This window comes from Burkholderia sp. YHN3-13, assembly GCF_055810675.1.
Genome location: NZ_JBVVNQ010000019.1, coordinates 1 through 15,789 on the forward strand (window position 1 = coordinate 1; position 15,789 = coordinate 15,789).

Below are 15,789 nucleotides of genomic sequence, written 5' to 3' on the forward strand. Positions count from 1 at the left end.
CCTCCGCATCCTGATCGTGATCACCTTCGCTATAATCCATTGACCGCGCAACACCACCTTCCAAACTGATCACGTTCGCCGAAACGGCTGATCACCATCACCGAAATCCGCAGTTACGCACCGTCACCTCGGCTGACGGCTTGCGAGTCGCCTTCCGGTTCTTTCGGAAATCGGCAAGGTTGAAGACCTGTGCACCGCCGGCGACCTTGGATGCATCCGTGATGTTAGCCATGGTTCACTGCCTGCCCTGCCTTGAATTGCGCGTATGAATCTGCAGTCTCTCGCATACGGTTCTCGAGTTCGACCAGATATTTCGCAATCACCTCGGCCGCGTTCAGTAGGCCCAGATGAGCAGACAACCCGAGCGGCTCAGCGTCCGACATTTCGGGTTCGGAGAGGCTGTTGTGAACGAGGCGGGAGATCGTCTGCAGTGCATCAGCGGCGCGCGCAACATCGCCGAGGTCTGAGAGCGAGATGAAGCCGCATTGGGCACGATCGGCACCGGCATACAGATCGCGCATCAGCGCGCCGCGGTATGCAGCGTCGGTGAAATCGGGCTTCGGAGAGGATACGGCAGAAGGTTTAGTCGGCATGATGGTCCTTGAGTGTTGGACCCGCCTTCCGTCGCCAAACGGGGTGGGCGGGCGAATGACAGGGTTGGCGAACCGGCACTCAAGGCATCCGGCATACCCTCGCGGGTATCCCCACCATCGCCCACCCATAGACTGGATGTGCGCGAAGTGTACAGACGAAAAAATACCGCCATGTGGCGGTCGTCATCCGCCTTGAGTGTCAGGTCGCCAAACCCGGCCGCTGTTGTCTCAGCAGCGACTTTAGAATAGTCACGTGTCTCGGAAGCGTCAAGCGGATTTTTCCCCCAACCGCAGTCGTCCCTGCTCCCCGGGCTGCGGCAAACGTCGCGAGCTAGGATCCAACTCGTCGGCCGTCGCTAGTGCCCACTTGCGCCACGACGCATAATCTTCGGCTGGCTGCTCGCCACCTGCATATCTATGATCGAGCGACTGCACGTATCGACGAATCAGGTCGGCGTCGTTCCAATCGCGCACCTCTTTCAGCAGATCGTCGATCCGTCGCTTTTCCACCTTCCGCTCAGTTTCCCGCGCTGCGGCCTCTTCCCGAATCAGCCGAATTGCTTCGTCGCGCCGTCGCTCTCGCCTGAGACGTTCAAGCGATTCAACATGACGAGCCTCGATCGCGGCCACAATGTCCGAGAGCCGGTCGAGAACATTGGAATCCTGATGGTCTTTGAACCGCCTCGCTTGGTCCGAGTACTCGTCGATGATGAGTTCTAGAAGACCGGAGCCGACGATTCCATGCCCCAGGAATCGATCTCTATCCACATCCGCCAGTTTCGTCGTGTCTGTACGAAATCCACGTTCGACGAGACGTACTCTAACTGTCGCCTCGTCACGCAGCAGGTCGATGTGATTGCAGCAATATCCCATCCGGGTCGTAAATCCGCGCGACGCCGCAGCGACGCAAACCGCATCTAGAATCTGCAGCCCTCTTCTCAGCGTCGATTTGCTACATCGCAGAACCTCGGAGTCGTAGGCTCGACGCTCAGCATCGCCGGGGCGAGGTGGGAAATACTCTTCCCATGCGATCCATCGATTCGCAGTTCGCTTGGCATCATGCATCTGAGCGATTCGGGCGACGATCGGATCAGTCAGCCCATGGGCGAAGTCCTTCTGCCGCGTCGACACGCACACCTCAATACAATTGACCTAGAACTCATCCGCCCTACGTTCATGTCGATGACGATGGACTGGATGGGACGTGGTATTCACCGCAACAGAATGAACGTAATGAACCGTGACTGTACGGACGTCGATTGCTAAGGTTGCCTTACGCAGATCCCGTCGACTCGACTGGTCCCACGCAAATTCGAAACTAGTATCGAGAAGATCATCACCCGGCGTATCTCGCTTGGCTTCCACTCGTCTCGGAATTTCTTCAAACACCGAGTAATCCTCCTCCCATCCCTCATCAGTTTCATGCGCAATAGAAGCTCTTACTTCCGCACCTTCCGGCAAGGTATAGCTCTGCACCTGCGCCGCATGATGAAATAAGACAACGTTACGTCCACTGTCTGATTGAACCGACGGGAACACAATTCCATCGAAACGTGGAGTGTTCTCCATTGCCAAAAAATCCGCCACGGCCTGTGTCGGAAGATAGTCGATCGATTCGTCACCAGGCATTACGGGACGCGACATCCGATCACCAAGTGTTCGTAAGAACGCAGCCCGTTCGACGCGTCTCAGATAGGTAGAATCAAAGATGCTCCCTGCCACATGGGCTTCGTTTAGTGCAGTAAGGTCAAGCAGGCGTAGTGGCCGAATTATCGAGAACTGTGCTACCACCACCCTACTTCCAACAGGCGCACGAACCTCCGCCAACGCAACCCCTGCATCGGTTGCTCCGTAGAAGACTGATACGCCTTGAGCGTTCATTCGGCCCGCTCTTGCATGTTTTGACGGCGGAGAGCCGAGATGAATATCTGGGAAACGAAGCGCATCCGGTAGTTCGCTGACACCCTGAAATACCCTTGCGCGATATAGCTGCTCCAGTGCTGTGCCTGGTCCGACGTCGATGACCAATTTGCGGCCATCCCGCGTCTTGAATTGATCTATGTAGCCAAAGACTTGTTCCAGGTGAACGGCAGCAGCCTGATTGAAGAACCGCGCTTCAGTCTTGAGTGAATTTTCGAAATTTGACCACTCTTCATCCCATTCTCGAGTGCTCGGAGCCTTCTCTTCATAGTACGCGCTAGATGCGAATTCACATTCCTCGCCCATTGCAGCCGAATCGAAATCTGCGTGGCGTTCTTGGAGAATCGCTTGGACGTCCTCTGCTGCGGCACTAGGAATTGACGCAGCATCTTCTATGGCATCAACAACAGGAGATCCATCGCGCTCCCATTCATAGAGCGACTCTTTATCGGACATCACCGTCCACTGCATCGATGTCGGCTGGTCAGATGTGCGTATGTAGTGCTCTTCGAACGCCATCTCGACCCACTCCGCAAGGTCGCCGATCGTCACTGTCGCTGACAACTCATCACAGTAGTCGCATACGGCCTGCACACCGACAGAAAACATTTCCTTCGATAGATATTCATCCCCCACACAGTTGATGCAGATGACCTTAGCGGCCAGTTCGTTCTGGTTGTCGGTATTGTCCATGCTCGCAACAAGCGAAAAAAAGCCCGCGCGTGGCGGGCTTCGGTATCGAAGGCGTGCCTACTGCAGTTTGTCGCCGCTGTCGAGCTTCGACTTATCCAAGGTAAACGGCTTGCTGCCATGCGCTTTGCGCTTCTTCACCTTGGAGCCGGTCTTCGCGGGTGCTGCAGCCGGTGCAGAAGCCTGAGCGAACGCGACCGAAACAAACATCGATGCAACGGGAGCAACTGCGAGTTTCTTCACGTCATTTTCCAATGGCAAGTTGTTCATTCAATACTGGGATCCTGAAGATCCAATGTGTTCTGCTTCGGCTTCAGCGGAACCTCGCTAGTTTTCACTGCCACAACGTTCAATCGCTGTGCTTCAGCGATCAAACCTGTATCTTCGGTATAAATGGCCGTCGCCTTCACTACCCTCGCAATCGCAAGAATCTGGCGGTCAATCTTTACCTTCTGCCACTGTGATTTGGACGCGCCCTTCTTTCCGCCCTTCGCACGCGTTGCGCTGTCGATCGCAGCCAGTTCTGTTGCCGCCACCTCGTCAAACGGCAAGATTCGAATAGCGCTTCGCTTCTTCAGCACATCGATTACCCCTGACGTGGCAATCCCTGTTCCGCATAAGAACTCTGCCCACGCAGGCGCCGGCACGCCGATGATCATTTTAGCTGCCACCGCGTCCTGGATTACGCCCGTGATGCGTTCAAACATCTCGTCGTTCTCATCCCCGGTGCACAACGAAATCAACACGTTTGCATCAAAGACTATCATCCACGCCCCGCATCTTTTTCCACGCGTCTATGGGGTCTTCCGTGCTGGCCCATCCGTTGTTGCGAACGGCCCGCAACTCGGCCAACACGTCGTCAAGGGGAACATCGTCGACAACATCAAACGATTGGATCACCAACGCCTCTAGCGTCCAGTCGCCGTTGGGCGATCGGTTCCATTTGCCGTTGCCAGACAAGCGCAGCGTTTCCGCCATGAAGTGCTTCGAGAGATCCTTGGCTTGAGCAATGCCGCGAATCTCGCAGTTGACGATCTTTCCTTCCGCATCTCGCACTGAAACCGGAATGGTGTCATCGCGGCCGCCGATTCTGATCACGACTCCGTCAACGCTCGTCGGTTGATAAATGGTGATCGGATCGACAACGGGCAACTTCCGGCCGGGAAACTCCAGGATCTTTGCCTTTCCGCTGCTTCGCGTAATGGTGCCCACCGCGTTGTCACTGCGGAGCATCTTGTCGATCGCTCGGAACGCCTTGTGCGCTTCCGGCTCTGGATCACCAGTGCGAACGCTCTGAATCCGCTGATAGACCTTCGGGAACGCAGGTTCCTCAACAGTCACTTGGACAATGGCGCTCCCGTGCCGCAGTTTTTCGAAGTGCACGGAATCATCGCTGCCATAAAGCTGCGAAAGTTGCGCGAGATACTGCGCCAGGCGTGCCATGGGCAGCGTCTCAGGCGTAAAGCTATCTATGCGAAAGTTGAGTCGTTCCTTGGCGTCCATCATTCGTGTCAAACCGCTAGCGGCGGTGCCGCAGCATATGCTAGGGATATTAGCAGCCACGCTGTTACGCTGCACACATCGAGGGTCAGATTTCGGGTTGCCGCACCAATTTCGATGCCGGCTAGCGTCGTCCCCATGGGGGACTTTTTGGGGGCATAAAAACCAAAAATTACCACTAATTCCTTGTTCGGCATACCGACATGAATTCTGTCGGGGGACCAACATTCCACCCGCCAACCTCACCCTGCCCAGCCCCCTCACATCAACCCCGTCCTCACCTGCGGCATCAAACTCGCATCCGCCCCCGTCACGGAAAACGCCCCTTTCGCCGCCGACACCCCCGCCGGCTGCGCCAGCAAGCTGCCATCGCCCAACCGATTCGCATCGACGACCATCTGGCTCGCCGCACACCCGCTCGCCAGCAGCGACACGGGCGAACCGGCGATCGACGAGAACGTGTTCCCCGTCACGCTGAACGAGCACACGTTCCCATACGCCCGGAAACCCGCATAACCGGAGCCGGACACGCTGTTGCCCGTCACCGCGACATTCGTCACCGTGCCCGTCGACGTGTCCAGTTCGAGCGCCGCCTGCTGCGTCGGCTGCAGCCCGTTGTTCGCGTTCGAGTTCTGGATGTTGGTCACGACGTTGCCGCTAATCATCACGTTCGACGCACCGAACGAGTTCCAGCTGTCCTCCTGCGCCACCAGGATGCCCGCCGCCTTCTGCACGCCGTCGACCGTGTTGTTCGAGATCGTCACGGCCTGGCCGCCGACCACCGCCATGCCGCGCCCCCACACGTTGCCGGACACCGCGTTATGGTCGATCAGCACATTGCTGCTGACGCGGCCGTCCCCCCGATAGCTGACGACCGCGATCATGTCGTCGCCGGTGGCCGTCACCGTATTGTTCTGCACGAGCACGTTGATCGATCCGTTGGTCGTATGGATCCCGTCCGCCAGTGTGGCGCTCACCGTGTTGCCGACAATCGCGACGTCGCTGCCGCCGAACACGAAGATCCCGGCGCTGGCGCCACCCTGGATCGTCACGCGCAGCACCTGGACGCCCGCACCGATCACGTCGACCTTGGTTGAGGCCGGCGTCGTGAGCCGCGTCGTGCCGGTACCGACCAGCGTCACGCCCACGAGCGTCGAACCGGTACCGCTCATCACGATCGTCTGGTCCGCGGGATTCGTGGCGGCCAGCGTCGCGCCGTATCCGGAAATCACCGCCTGCGGCACGCTGACCGTGAGCGAATGCCCGACGACGTAACGCCCCGGCGAGATGACGAGGCGCTGGCCGGCCTTCAGGCTGTCGAATGCCTTTTGCAGCGCGTCGGCCTGATCGCCGCCGTTGGCTGCCGGATAGACGGTCACATCCGCGACGAGCCCGGAATTGGCACCCTGCGTGGGCGCGCGCGCCGCGCCGGGCGTCGTGCCGGCCGCGGTGGACGCGGGCACCGGGCTGGCGGGATTCGCCGACGACGGCGAGCCGCCGGACGCCGCGCTGGCAGGCTCGGCAGGCGATGCCGGCGGAACGGGTGTGCCCGCAACGGTCTGCGCGGGCGGCGCCGCACTGTCGCCGCCACCGCCGCACGCGGCAACGACAAGGCAAAGCGCGGCGAGCATCGCGCAATCGACTATATGCATAGGATTTCTGACGGACCGGAGGTGGCGTCATCCTAAGGATGCGTCGCGCCTTTGTAAATGAGGCCTTCGTCCGCCCCGGCGCACTGTATGTCCGACGCACGAACCGTTGGCGCGCCTCTCCGATTCATCGCCGTGTCATGCGACATGTGATCGCACTTTGTCCGTGCACCACGGTGAGGCACCACGCATTGCGTAGAATCCCGAACCTTCGCTCGCACCGGACCCGATCATGATTCGAACCATCGCGGCACTGGCCGCCCTTTCGGCGCTGACCTGCACGGCGAACGCCACCGACACCGATATCGGCACGGCTCGCGCCACGCCGCGCTATGTCAGCCCGGGCATCGCCAACGTCACGACGGCGGCAGCACCACTTCGGGACAGCACATCGCCCGACGCACGCTGCCGCGAACTGGCCGCGCGCATCGACGCGGTCACGCACGCCCCCGACCGCGGCCACAAGGTCGTGCGCCGCGTCGGCCCGGACGGCAAGCCGCGCAACGAACTGCACGCCTACGACAAACGGGCCGACCTCGAAACCGAGCATCAACGGCTCGGCTGCCGATAACGAACGTCGCGCCGCCCGGCCGGATCCCGCCGGGCGCGGCCCTTACGCGTTCGCACCGCCGTCGATCGTCAGGCCCGTGCCGTTGATCGACCGCCCTTCCGGCCCGACGACGAAGGCCACGAGCGCGGCGACGTCATCGGCCTTGCCGTACTGCGGAATCGCCATGCGCGAACGCTGGGCACTGGCGTGTTCGCCGTCGGCCGGATTCATGTCGGTATCCGTCGAACCCGGATGCACGATATTGACCGTGATGCCGCGCGAGCCGAGGTCGCGTGCGAGCCCCTGCGTCCAGCCGATCAGCGCGGCCTTGCTCGCCGCATAGAGACTCATTCCCGCATCGGGCACGCGCGTCGCGAGGCAACTGCCGGTCGACACGATGCGCCCGCCCTCCCCGAGATGGCGCGCCGCCGCCTGCGACGCGACGATCACCGCGCGCACGTTCACGTTCAGCGTCGCGTCGATGTCGTCGAGCGTGAGGTCGTCCAGCGCGCCGGCCCGGAAAATCCCCGCGTTGTTGACGAGGATGTCGAGGCCGCCGAGCGCCTCCGCGGCACGGTCGACCGCGTCGCGCACGGCAACCGGATCGGCGCTGTCGGCCTGGATCGCGACGGCGCGGCGGCCCTGCGCCTCGATGCCCGCGACGACGGCCTGCGCCCGCTCGGCCGATTTCTCGTACGTGATCGCGACGTCCGCGCCCTCGTCCGCCAGCCGTTTCGCGATTGCCGCGCCGATGCCGCGGCTGCCGCCGGTGATGAGTGCACGCTTGCCCTGAAGTCGGTTCATGTCGGTTCCTTTCCTTATTTATGTAACGACCGACACAGAATGTAGCGAGTTGCGTCGCACAGTCAATTGATTTATTTTATCGATCGATACAGAAATCGACGCAGGGATGGACGCAATGGCTGAACGGGGCCGACCGAGAAGCTTCGACAAGGAAGCGGCGCTGGATCGCGCGATGGAGGTGTTCTGGCGCCTCGGCTACGAAGGTGCGTCGATGACGGACCTGACGGCCGCGATGGGCATCGCGTCGCCGAGCCTGTATGCGGCGTTCGGCAGCAAGGAAGCGTTGTTCCGGCAGGCGCTCGAGCACTACGTCGCGACGGAGGGACGGGAAATCTGGGGTGGCGTCGAACGGGCGGACAGCGCACACGACGCCGTGCGGAACTACCTGATGGATACGGCGCGCGTGTTCACGCGGCGCTCGAAGCCTCCCGGCTGCCTGATCGTGCTGTCGGCGCTGCATCCGGCCGAACGCTCCGACACGGTCCGGCAAACGCTGATCGGGATGCGCGAGGGCACGGTCGAGGCGCTGCGGGATCGTCTCCGGCACGGCGTCGCGACCGGCGAGATCTCGGCGCACGCGAACCTCGATGCAATCGCCCGTTACTACGTGACGGTTCAACAGGGCATGTCGATCCAGGCGTGCGACGGCGCGAGCCGCCGCGACCTGGAGGCCATCGCGCAGGCCGCGCTGGGCGCATGGCCCGCGCTCGTCGGTGCGGGCAGCACGGGCGGCGCATAGCGTCAGGACACTGCCGCACGCAACCGCGCCGGCGGGTGACTTACTGCTTCGTGGCCTGCTGCACGTCCTTCGACGCATGCCACACGCGATAGCGCACCTCGAAGCCGTCCGGCACGTAGACGACGAGCGGCAGGCGGCTGTTGTAGCGCAGCAGCTGTCCGTCGCCGCGCACCTGCACGAACCGTTGCTGCGGCGCCTGGCCCGGGCATGCCATCAGCGTCGATGCCGGCCCCTTCACGTCGGTGAGCTGGTAGTACGTGTAGCCCCAGCCCTTCACGTCCTCGGCGGTCAGCTCGCCGCCGAACCATTGCTGGTTGCAGTCGGTCTGCAGCGTCTTGCCGATCATCAGTTCGACGCGCGCATCGCCTTCGTTCTCGAGCGCGGGCAGCCCGATCACGACGCGCTGCTGGCCGGCCGCCGCCTGCGGAAACATCTTGATCGACTCGGCCGGCACGGCGGGCGCCGATGCGGGGCTCGCCACGCACGCGGCGGCAGTCGTTACGCAGATAGCGGCCAGGGCGGCCCGGATCGCGAATTTCATCGATGTGCTCCTGAAAAACAAAAGAGCCCCGGATCCTAACACTTTCGCATCAAGACCTTACTGAGCTGTAATTTGCGGACACAATTGCAAACAGCTGCCGGTTCCCGTGCGCGGTACTTATACGGCAACCAACGGAGAACATCATGCTGAAGCTCATTGCTGCCGCCGGCGTCGCGACCTTGCTGGCCGGCTGCGTCGTCGCCCCGGACGCCGGATACGGCTACGGACAGCCCTATTATTCCGATCCCGGCTACGCGTACGCGCCGTCGCCCGTGTACGGCACGGTCAACATCTGGGGCGGTGGCGGCGGGCGCGACTGGGATCGCGGCCGGCGCGACTACCACCGCTGGGACGGCGATCGCGGCAACCGCGGCAACGGCTGGGGACGCGGCGGACGCCGCGGCGACTGGAACGACGGCGGCGGGCGCGGTGACGGCGGTGGCGGCCATCGTCACTGACGCGCAATTGCAACCGTTTGTATCCGCGCACGGCCCGCCGGTGGCCGGTCGCGCGTCACGCAGGCAAACGGACGGTCGCACAAAAGCACAGGCCCTCGCATGAAGCGAGGGCCTTTTGTCGTCCGGTCCCGCGAATGAACCCCGGCGGGTGCCGGCCTGCCGGCGCCCTGCCCGTTCACGCGTCGCGTGCGCCCGCTTACCAGCCGGCCGGCTGCGCGTAGCCGCCCCGCACCGGCGCACCGCACACATACGCGCGCTGGTAACGGTCGTAGCAATAGTTCGTGCCGTCGTCCTGGTACTGCGCCTGCTGATAGGTCGGATACGCCGGCTGCTGGTATGCCGGCGCCTGATAGTACGTCGGCGGCTGATAGGCCGGTGCCTGGTACACGGGCGCCTGATACGCGACGGGCGGATTCATCGCGGACGTCACGATCGCGCCCAGCACCGCGCCGCCGATCAATGCGCCGATGACGGCGCCGCCGTCGCGGCCATGCGCGGACGCCGGGCCCGCGATGGCGAGCGAACCGGCGAGGACACACACTGCGGCAATCTTTTTCATGATGGACTCCCACGCGAAGTGGTACTGGATGCGATGCATTGTGGCGGCACGCTGCCGTAATAGATGCAGCAAGTGGTAACGCGCGATTACCGGCATCGGGCCCACCGGAACGCCGCGCCGCCGTGCTACGATTTTCGGCACACAGGAGACGCCTTCATGCAGCCCGAAACCGCCCGCCGTTTCGATACCGAATTCGCGCCGCGCATCGCGCAGGCAATCGCCGCCTTCTTCGCCGAGCACGTACTGACCGACGTCGTCCCGTACGGCGGCCACGGGCATCCGACGCGCGTGCAGATCCGCAGCACGCCGCACGAGCATGTGAGCGGCTTCGAGCATCCGCTGAATCTCGAGCTGACCTGGGACACCGACGAAATCGAGCGGCTGATGGAGCCGGACGGCCCGCAGCGCTTCGAGCACTACCTGGCCGCGCTGCCGAGAAAGCTGGGCGCGTGGCAAGGCGCGCGCGACATCGATCTCGCGTCGCGCACGCAAGCCGATCCGCTCGTGCGGCTCGGCGGCCTCGACTTCGAAGGCTGAGTGCCCGCGCCGGCCCGCGGCCAAGCATGCCGGCGTCGCGTCATGCGGCCCGGTGATACACTCGACCGGCCCCGTTCCGGTGCCGCCGCACCGAGCGGGCCGTTCATCGCCGCCACCCTCGCGCATGGTTGCGCACGCAACCGGCAACCGGGTGCGCGGACAACCAAGCTCTCGCTCCCGTCATGAACGCCGATACCGGCCTGCCGCTTCCGCAACGCTACTGGGCGATCGTCTGCGTCGCCCTGGGCATCACGCTCGCCGTGCTCGACGGCGCCATCGCGAACGTCGCGCTGCCGACGATCGCGCGCGACCTCCACGCGTCCGACGCCGCATCGATCTGGATCGTCAACGCGTATCAGCTCGCGGTCACGATCACGCTGCTGCCGCTCGCGTCGCTCGGCGAGCGCATCGGCTATCGCCGCATCTACATCGCCGGGCTCGCGCTGTTCACCGCGGCCTCGCTCGGCTGCGCGCTGGCCGGCTCGCTGCCGATGCTGGCCGTGATGCGCGTGATCCAGGGGTTCGGCGCGGCCGGCATCATGAGCGTCAATGCGGCGCTCGTGCGGATGATCTACCCGTCGTCGATGCTCGGGCGCGGGCTGTCGATCAATGCGATGGTCGTCGCGCTGTCGTCGGCGATCGGGCCGACGGTCGCCTCCGCGATCCTGTCGTTCGCATCGTGGCCGTGGCTGTTCGCGGTCAACGTGCCGATCGGCATCGCCGCGGTCCTCGGCAGCCTGCGCGCGCTGCCGGCCAACCCGCTGCACGACGCGCCTTACGATTTCCCGAGCGCGCTGATGAACGCGTGCGTGTTCGGCCTGCTGATCACGGCCGTCGACGGGCTCGGCCACGGCGAACGCCATGCGTACGTCGCGGCCGAGCTGGCGGTGGCGTTCGTCGTCGGCTACTTCTTCGTGAAGCGCCAGCTGTCGCAGCCGGCGCCGCTGCTGCCCGTCGACCTGATGCGCATCCCGATGTTCGCGCTGTCGATCTACACGTCGATGGCATCGTTCACGTCGCAGATGCTTGCCTTCGTCGCGCTGCCGTTCTGGCTGCAGAACTCGCTCGGCTTCTCGCAGGTCGAGACGGGCCTGTACATGACGCCGTGGCCGCTCGTGATCGTGTTCGCCGCGCCGCTAGCGGGCGTGCTGTCGGACCGCTATTCGGCCGGCATCCTCGGCGGGATCGGGCTCGCGTTGTTCGCGGCCGGGCTGCTGTCGCTCGCGACGATCGGCGCGCATCCGGGCACCGTCGACATCGTGTGGCGGATGGCGCTGTGCGGCGCGGGCTTCGGGCTGTTCCAGTCGCCGAACAACCGCGCGATGCTGTCGTCCGCGCCACGCGAGCGCAGCGGCGGCGCGGGCGGCATGCTGAGCACCGCGCGCCTGACTGGCCAGACGCTCGGCGCCGCGCTGGTCGCGCTGATTTTCGGGCTGTCGCCCGATCGCGGGCCGACGATCGCGCTCTATGTCGCCACGGCATTCGCGGCGGTGGCGGCCGTCGTGAGCATGCTGCGCATCACGTCGCCAAGGCCGGACACGGCGACCTGAGACTACCGCGCGACGGGCGTCACGCGCCGTCGAGCGCGTCCATCACGAAGCGCACGCGCGCCTTGACGCCGACGCGCGGCAACTCGATCAGCCGGTAGCCGTACGACGTGTAGCACTCGACCATCGCGTCGTAGGTCCGCTCGGCTTCCGCGAAATCCTGCCGGCGCTCGGTGTCCTGCGCATAGATGTCGGGCCACGGCGGCGCGATGAACACGCGCCGGTGGTAGCGAAAACGGCGGGCCGCCGCTTCCGCGTGCGCGGGGACCGGCAGGCCCGTCAGCCGCAGGTAGCCGACCACGTCCGGCACGCCGCGATCGAAGAACACGGGCCCGCGCGCCTGCCGCGCGAGGTGGTACGAACGCATCTCCCAGCTCAGCATCAGCTCGGCGAACGCCGCCGGGTCGCGCCACGGCAGCGCGAGGCCGTCGATCGCCATCTGGTCGCGGATCACGCCGCGCCCGGCTTCCTGCGAGCGCGCAAAGCCGGCGCGCTCCAGCGCATCGAGCAGCGTGCTCTTGCCCGAACCCGGGCCGCCCGTCACGACGAAGAAACGGCCGGCGGCGTCCGTCTCTTCGTCCTCGGCACCCGCGCCCGGGGCGAACTCACGCATGCGCGACGCGCCGGCCCGCACGCCGCGTGACCGACGCGGCCGCCGCGACGCTGCGCAAGTCGGCGACGAACGTGTCGCGCCAGACCGACAGGTCGTTTTCACGGAGCCGCGCGAGGTTTTCCTCGTGACGCGCCTGCCGTTCCGCGAGCGGCATCGACAGCGCACGTTCGAGCGCTTCCGCCATCTGCGACAGGTCGTACGGATTGACGAGCAGCGCACCGGTCAGCTCGGCCGCCGCACCGGCAAACTCCGACAGCACCAGCACGCCGGGATCGGCCGGATCCTGGGCTGCGACGTACTCCTTCGCGACGAGGTTCATCCCGTCGCGCAGCGGCGTCACGTAGCCGACCTGCGACATCCGGAAAAACGCCATCAACAGGTTGCGTTCGTACTTGCGGTTCAGGTACTGGATCGGCGTCCAGTCGAGTTGCGAGAAGCGGCCGTTGATGCGGCCGGCTTCGCCTTCGAGCGTTTCGCGAATGTCCTGGTAGGTCTGCACGTCCGAACGCGTCGGCGGCGCGATCTGCAACAGCGACACGCGCCCCTGCCAGCCCGGCGCGTTCGCGAGCATCCGCTCGAACGACTGGAAACGTTCCACGAGCCCCTTCGAGTAGTCGAGACGGTCGACGCTCATCACGAGCTTGCGGCCGTCGAGCGCCTCGCGCAGCATCTTCACCGGCTTGCGCGTGCCGTACTGGACGGCCGCCTGCGCGATCGCGTCGGGATGCACGCCGATCGGATAGGCGGCGACCTTCACGACACGGCCGTGCGCATGCAGCATCCCGTCGTCGCTGGCCGCGCCGATTCCGCGCCGTTCGATGTAGTCGGTGAACGCCTGCTTGTCGGCGTCGGTCTGGAAGCCCGCGACGTCGTACGCGCACATGAACTTCACGAGTTCCTCGTGCGGCGGCACGAGGCGCAGCATGTCGGGCGACGGAAACGGGATGTGCAGGAAGAAGCCGATCGGGTTCTTCACGCCGAGCTCGCGCAGGTAATGCGCGAACGGCAGCAGATGGTAGTCGTGCACCCAGATCAGGTCGTCGGGCCGCAGCAGCGCGGCGAGCTGCTTCGCGAGCATCGCGTTCACGCGCAGATAACCGGCGTACTCCTGACGATCGAAGCGCGCGAGATCGCCGCGGTAGTGGAACACCGGCCACAGCGTCGCGTTCGAGAAACCGCGGTAGTACTGGTCGTAGTCGCGCCGGGTCAGGCCGACCGTCGCGTACGTGACGTTGCCGTCCCGCTGGATCGCGGGTTCGGCGTCGGGCGCGCCGACGATCTCGCCGTTCCAGCCGAACCAGACGCCCCCGCTTTCCTTCAGCGCGTCCATCACGCCGACGGCCAGGCCGCCCGCGCTCGGGCGCGTGTCCTCGCCGGCGGCGACACGGTTCGATACCACGATCAATCTGCTCATGCGGTTTCCCTCCTCGATTCGATAAGCTCGCGCGCGGCGCGCGCCGAAGCGGGCGCGGCGGCCCGAAGGCGACCGCGCGGCGATTCAGTTCCGAGAAATGCAATGAAATACGGCGGTGTAATGCAACGCCGACGACATCAAGCGTCCTGCTCCTGACCGAGGTCGCGTTGATAGTCGAGCCCTTCCGGGCGAGCGCCGCCCTGGTTGTGATCGCCGTCGGACGGCGTCTCGTCGGGCGCGCCGGCGGGCGGCGCCGGTGGCGCGTCGGTCCGCGGACGCGGGCGGTCTGCTCCCGCGTCGGGCGGCCGGTGTGACAACCGTTTTGAACGGCGCATGGCTGGGTGTCTCATGTGCGGCGCGGCTCGAGGCCGTCGGAGAAACATTCCATAGCAAAACAGTCTAGGTCGGTTCGCGGCACGCCAAGGTAACAATTACCTTCAATTTGTAACGTTTCGACCCCTCGCCAATCATCTATCCGACAATAGCGCCGCGCGTGCGCGCGGCATGCCGGCCGGCGATTTGTCAAAGCTTTGCAATTTTCCTATGACAATTGCGAAACAATGATGCGGCATCAGGGCGTGCATGCGCCGCCGCTCACCCAGACAGGACTTGCACTCAGGGATGAACATTCGCTTCGAATCGCCGCGTCGGGCCATGCCGGCGCGCATCGTGCTGGCCGTCATCGCCACGGCCGCACTGCTGTCAGGCTGCAACTCGCTGTACAGCGAAGGCGCGACGGCCGGCGCCGGTATCGCGGGCGCCGCGATCGCGTCCAAGGTCACGAACAACGCCGCCGTCGCGACGGGTATCGGCCTCGGCGCCGTGGCCGGCGCGCGGGCCGGGGTCCAGTACTCGCAGCGCGTCGCCCACCGTTACACCCAGGAACAGATCGCGAAGGCGGCCGGCCCGCTCGATGTGGGCGGCGTCGCGCCGTGGTCGACGCACCATTCGTTCCCGATCGAGGACGACGAACAGGGCCGCGTGACGGTCAGCCGGATGATCAGCGTCGGCCCGCTCGACTGCAAGGAAATCGTGTTCGCGGTCGACACGCCGGCGAAGGCCGACAAGGCCGCGCAATCGGCGTTCTACGTCGCCACCATCTGCCGCGACGGCCCCGCATGGAAATGGGCGTCCGCCGAGCCGGCGACCGAGCGCTGGGGCGCGCTGCAATGAGCGTCGCCCTCCGTCTCGCGGCGATCGGCGTGCTGTGCGCGGCAACCGCCGCGCTGTCCGGCTGCGGCTCGGTCGGCGCGGCAAGCGGCGCACTCGCCGGTGCGGCGACGGGCCTCGTCACCGCGAATCCGGCGGTCGGCGTCGGCGTCGGGATCGCCGTGCAGGCCGCGACCGACGAGGCCGTCAACCGCACGATGAAGCAACTCCATCAGAACCAGCAGGACGCGATCGCGAAGACGGCCGGCGGCCTGGCCGTCGGCGAAGTGAAGCCGTGGAAGGTGAAGAACACGCTGCCGCTGGAAAACGGCGAAGGCGAAGTGCGCGTCACGCGCGCGTACGCGTCGGCGCTCGCGATCTGCAAGGAATTCGCGTTCTCGGTGAAGGACGGCGACAAGGCCGACTGGTATTTCGCGAATGCATGCCAGCAAGGCACGCACTGGAAGTGGGCGTCGGCGGAGCCGGCGGTCGACCGGTGGGGGAACCTGCAGTAACGGACGATGCG

20 protein-coding genes are annotated in these 15,789 nt (G+C 64.7%); 7 read left to right on the forward strand and 13 right to left on the reverse strand.

Going from position 1 to position 15,789, the window contains the following annotated elements; all coding sequences use genetic code 11:
* Positions 1 to 224: 224 nt before the first annotated feature.
* The 7 genes from AC0KUR_RS30535 to AC0KUR_RS30565 all read right to left on the reverse strand — a co-directional run bounded on the left by AC0KUR_RS30535 (position 225) and on the right by AC0KUR_RS30565 (position 6,334).
* The gene (locus AC0KUR_RS30535) at positions 225 to 593 is read right to left on the reverse strand and encodes a hypothetical protein (protein ID WP_473376812.1); all 369 of its coding nucleotides are present in this window, start codon (positions 591 to 593) and stop codon (positions 225 to 227) included.
* A gap of 267 nt (positions 594 to 860) precedes the next feature.
* Entirely contained in the window at positions 861 to 1,724 is an 864-nt protein-coding gene (locus AC0KUR_RS30540; protein WP_473376813.1) for a hypothetical protein, read from the reverse strand.
* A gap of 21 nt (positions 1,725 to 1,745) precedes the next feature.
* Complete coding sequence (locus AC0KUR_RS30545) at positions 1,746 to 3,206, reverse strand: RES family NAD+ phosphorylase (RefSeq protein WP_473376814.1); 1,461 nt, start codon at positions 3,204 to 3,206, stop codon at positions 1,746 to 1,748.
* A 57-nt stretch (positions 3,207 to 3,263) separates the two neighbouring features.
* The gene (locus tag AC0KUR_RS30550) at positions 3,264 to 3,446 is read right to left on the reverse strand and encodes a hypothetical protein (RefSeq protein WP_473376815.1); all 183 of its coding nucleotides are present in this window, start codon (positions 3,444 to 3,446) and stop codon (positions 3,264 to 3,266) included.
* A 23-nt stretch (positions 3,447 to 3,469) separates the two neighbouring features.
* Positions 3,470 to 3,910, reverse strand: a complete 441-nt coding sequence (locus tag AC0KUR_RS30555) for a nucleic acid-binding protein (RefSeq protein WP_256868945.1) — start codon at positions 3,908 to 3,910, stop codon at positions 3,470 to 3,472.
* Positions 3,911 to 3,956: 46 nt separating this feature from the next.
* The gene (locus AC0KUR_RS30560) at positions 3,957 to 4,709 is read right to left on the reverse strand and encodes a hypothetical protein (protein WP_256868944.1); all 753 of its coding nucleotides are present in this window, start codon (positions 4,707 to 4,709) and stop codon (positions 3,957 to 3,959) included.
* Between the two features lie 254 nt (positions 4,710 to 4,963).
* Positions 4,964 to 6,334, reverse strand: a complete 1,371-nt coding sequence (locus AC0KUR_RS30565; RefSeq protein WP_473376816.1) for a right-handed parallel beta-helix repeat-containing protein — start codon at positions 6,332 to 6,334, stop codon at positions 4,964 to 4,966.
* A gap of 250 nt (positions 6,335 to 6,584) precedes the next feature.
* Here AC0KUR_RS30565 and AC0KUR_RS30570 point away from each other — a divergent pair, with 250 nt between their 5' ends.
* Positions 6,585 to 6,923: a hypothetical protein gene (locus AC0KUR_RS30570; protein ID WP_175027593.1), complete on the forward strand. Its 339-nt coding sequence runs from the start codon at positions 6,585 to 6,587 to the stop codon at positions 6,921 to 6,923.
* Between the two features lie 42 nt (positions 6,924 to 6,965).
* Here the strand turns inward: AC0KUR_RS30570 and AC0KUR_RS30575 are convergent, their stop codons facing one another.
* Entirely contained in the window at positions 6,966 to 7,706 is a 741-nt protein-coding gene (locus AC0KUR_RS30575; protein ID WP_049032606.1) for an SDR family NAD(P)-dependent oxidoreductase, read from the reverse strand.
* A 115-nt stretch (positions 7,707 to 7,821) separates the two neighbouring features.
* On the opposite strand from AC0KUR_RS30575, the gene AC0KUR_RS30580 reads away from it, so the two are divergent.
* Positions 7,822 to 8,445: a TetR/AcrR family transcriptional regulator gene (locus tag AC0KUR_RS30580; protein WP_473376817.1), complete on the forward strand. Its 624-nt coding sequence runs from the start codon at positions 7,822 to 7,824 to the stop codon at positions 8,443 to 8,445.
* Between the two features lie 40 nt (positions 8,446 to 8,485).
* On the opposite strand, the gene eco is transcribed toward AC0KUR_RS30580, so the two are convergent.
* Complete coding sequence (eco, locus tag AC0KUR_RS30585) at positions 8,486 to 8,986, reverse strand: serine protease inhibitor ecotin (protein WP_034190702.1); 501 nt, start codon at positions 8,984 to 8,986, stop codon at positions 8,486 to 8,488.
* 143 nt (positions 8,987 to 9,129) lie between these two features.
* Between eco and AC0KUR_RS30590 the strand changes: the two genes are divergently transcribed.
* On the forward strand, positions 9,130 to 9,444 hold the full coding sequence (locus AC0KUR_RS30590; protein ID WP_034190701.1) for a hypothetical protein: 315 nt from the start codon (positions 9,130 to 9,132) through the stop codon (positions 9,442 to 9,444).
* A gap of 196 nt (positions 9,445 to 9,640) precedes the next feature.
* Here the strand turns inward: AC0KUR_RS30590 and AC0KUR_RS30595 are convergent, their stop codons facing one another.
* Positions 9,641 to 10,042: a hypothetical protein gene (locus tag AC0KUR_RS30595; protein ID WP_473376818.1), complete on the reverse strand. Its 402-nt coding sequence runs from the start codon at positions 10,040 to 10,042 to the stop codon at positions 9,641 to 9,643.
* A 117-nt stretch (positions 10,043 to 10,159) separates the two neighbouring features.
* On the opposite strand from AC0KUR_RS30595, the gene AC0KUR_RS30600 reads away from it, so the two are divergent.
* Together AC0KUR_RS30600 and AC0KUR_RS30605 are read left to right on the forward strand one after the other, a co-directional pair.
* Positions 10,160 to 10,540, forward strand: coding sequence for a DUF5594 family protein (locus tag AC0KUR_RS30600; protein WP_473376819.1), 381 nt, complete (start codon positions 10,160 to 10,162; stop codon positions 10,538 to 10,540).
* Between the two features lie 182 nt (positions 10,541 to 10,722).
* Positions 10,723 to 12,090 (forward strand): MFS transporter, encoded by a 1,368-nt coding sequence (locus AC0KUR_RS30605; RefSeq protein ID WP_034190698.1) that lies wholly within the window; start codon positions 10,723 to 10,725, stop codon positions 12,088 to 12,090.
* Between the two features lie 19 nt (positions 12,091 to 12,109).
* Here AC0KUR_RS30605 and AC0KUR_RS30610 read toward each other — a convergent pair whose 3' ends face one another.
* From AC0KUR_RS30610 to AC0KUR_RS30620, 3 genes are all read right to left on the reverse strand, one after another.
* Positions 12,110 to 12,700, reverse strand: a complete 591-nt coding sequence (locus tag AC0KUR_RS30610; protein ID WP_034190827.1) for an AAA family ATPase — start codon at positions 12,698 to 12,700, stop codon at positions 12,110 to 12,112.
* On the reverse strand, positions 12,693 to 14,114 hold the full coding sequence (gene otsA / locus AC0KUR_RS30615; RefSeq protein ID WP_034190697.1) for an alpha,alpha-trehalose-phosphate synthase (UDP-forming): 1,422 nt from the start codon (positions 14,112 to 14,114) through the stop codon (positions 12,693 to 12,695). Before otsA ends, AC0KUR_RS30610 begins: the two co-directional genes overlap by 8 nt.
* 137 nt (positions 14,115 to 14,251) lie before the next feature.
* Positions 14,252 to 14,449, reverse strand: a complete 198-nt coding sequence (locus tag AC0KUR_RS30620) for a hypothetical protein (RefSeq protein WP_080287933.1) — start codon at positions 14,447 to 14,449, stop codon at positions 14,252 to 14,254.
* Positions 14,450 to 14,735: 286 nt separating this feature from the next.
* Here AC0KUR_RS30620 and AC0KUR_RS30625 point away from each other — a divergent pair, with 286 nt between their 5' ends.
* Together AC0KUR_RS30625 and AC0KUR_RS30630 are read left to right on the forward strand one after the other, a co-directional pair.
* A complete protein-coding gene (locus tag AC0KUR_RS30625) occupies positions 14,736 to 15,287 on the forward strand; it encodes a hypothetical protein (protein ID WP_034190696.1) in 552 nt (183 codons plus the stop codon).
* Positions 15,284 to 15,778 carry a hypothetical protein gene (locus tag AC0KUR_RS30630; RefSeq protein WP_069705592.1) on the forward strand — a complete coding sequence of 165 codons (495 nt, stop codon included), beginning with the start codon at positions 15,284 to 15,286 and terminating at the stop codon, positions 15,776 to 15,778. The genes AC0KUR_RS30625 and AC0KUR_RS30630 overlap by 4 nt, the downstream gene beginning before the upstream one ends.
* Positions 15,779 to 15,789 lie beyond the last annotated feature (11 nt).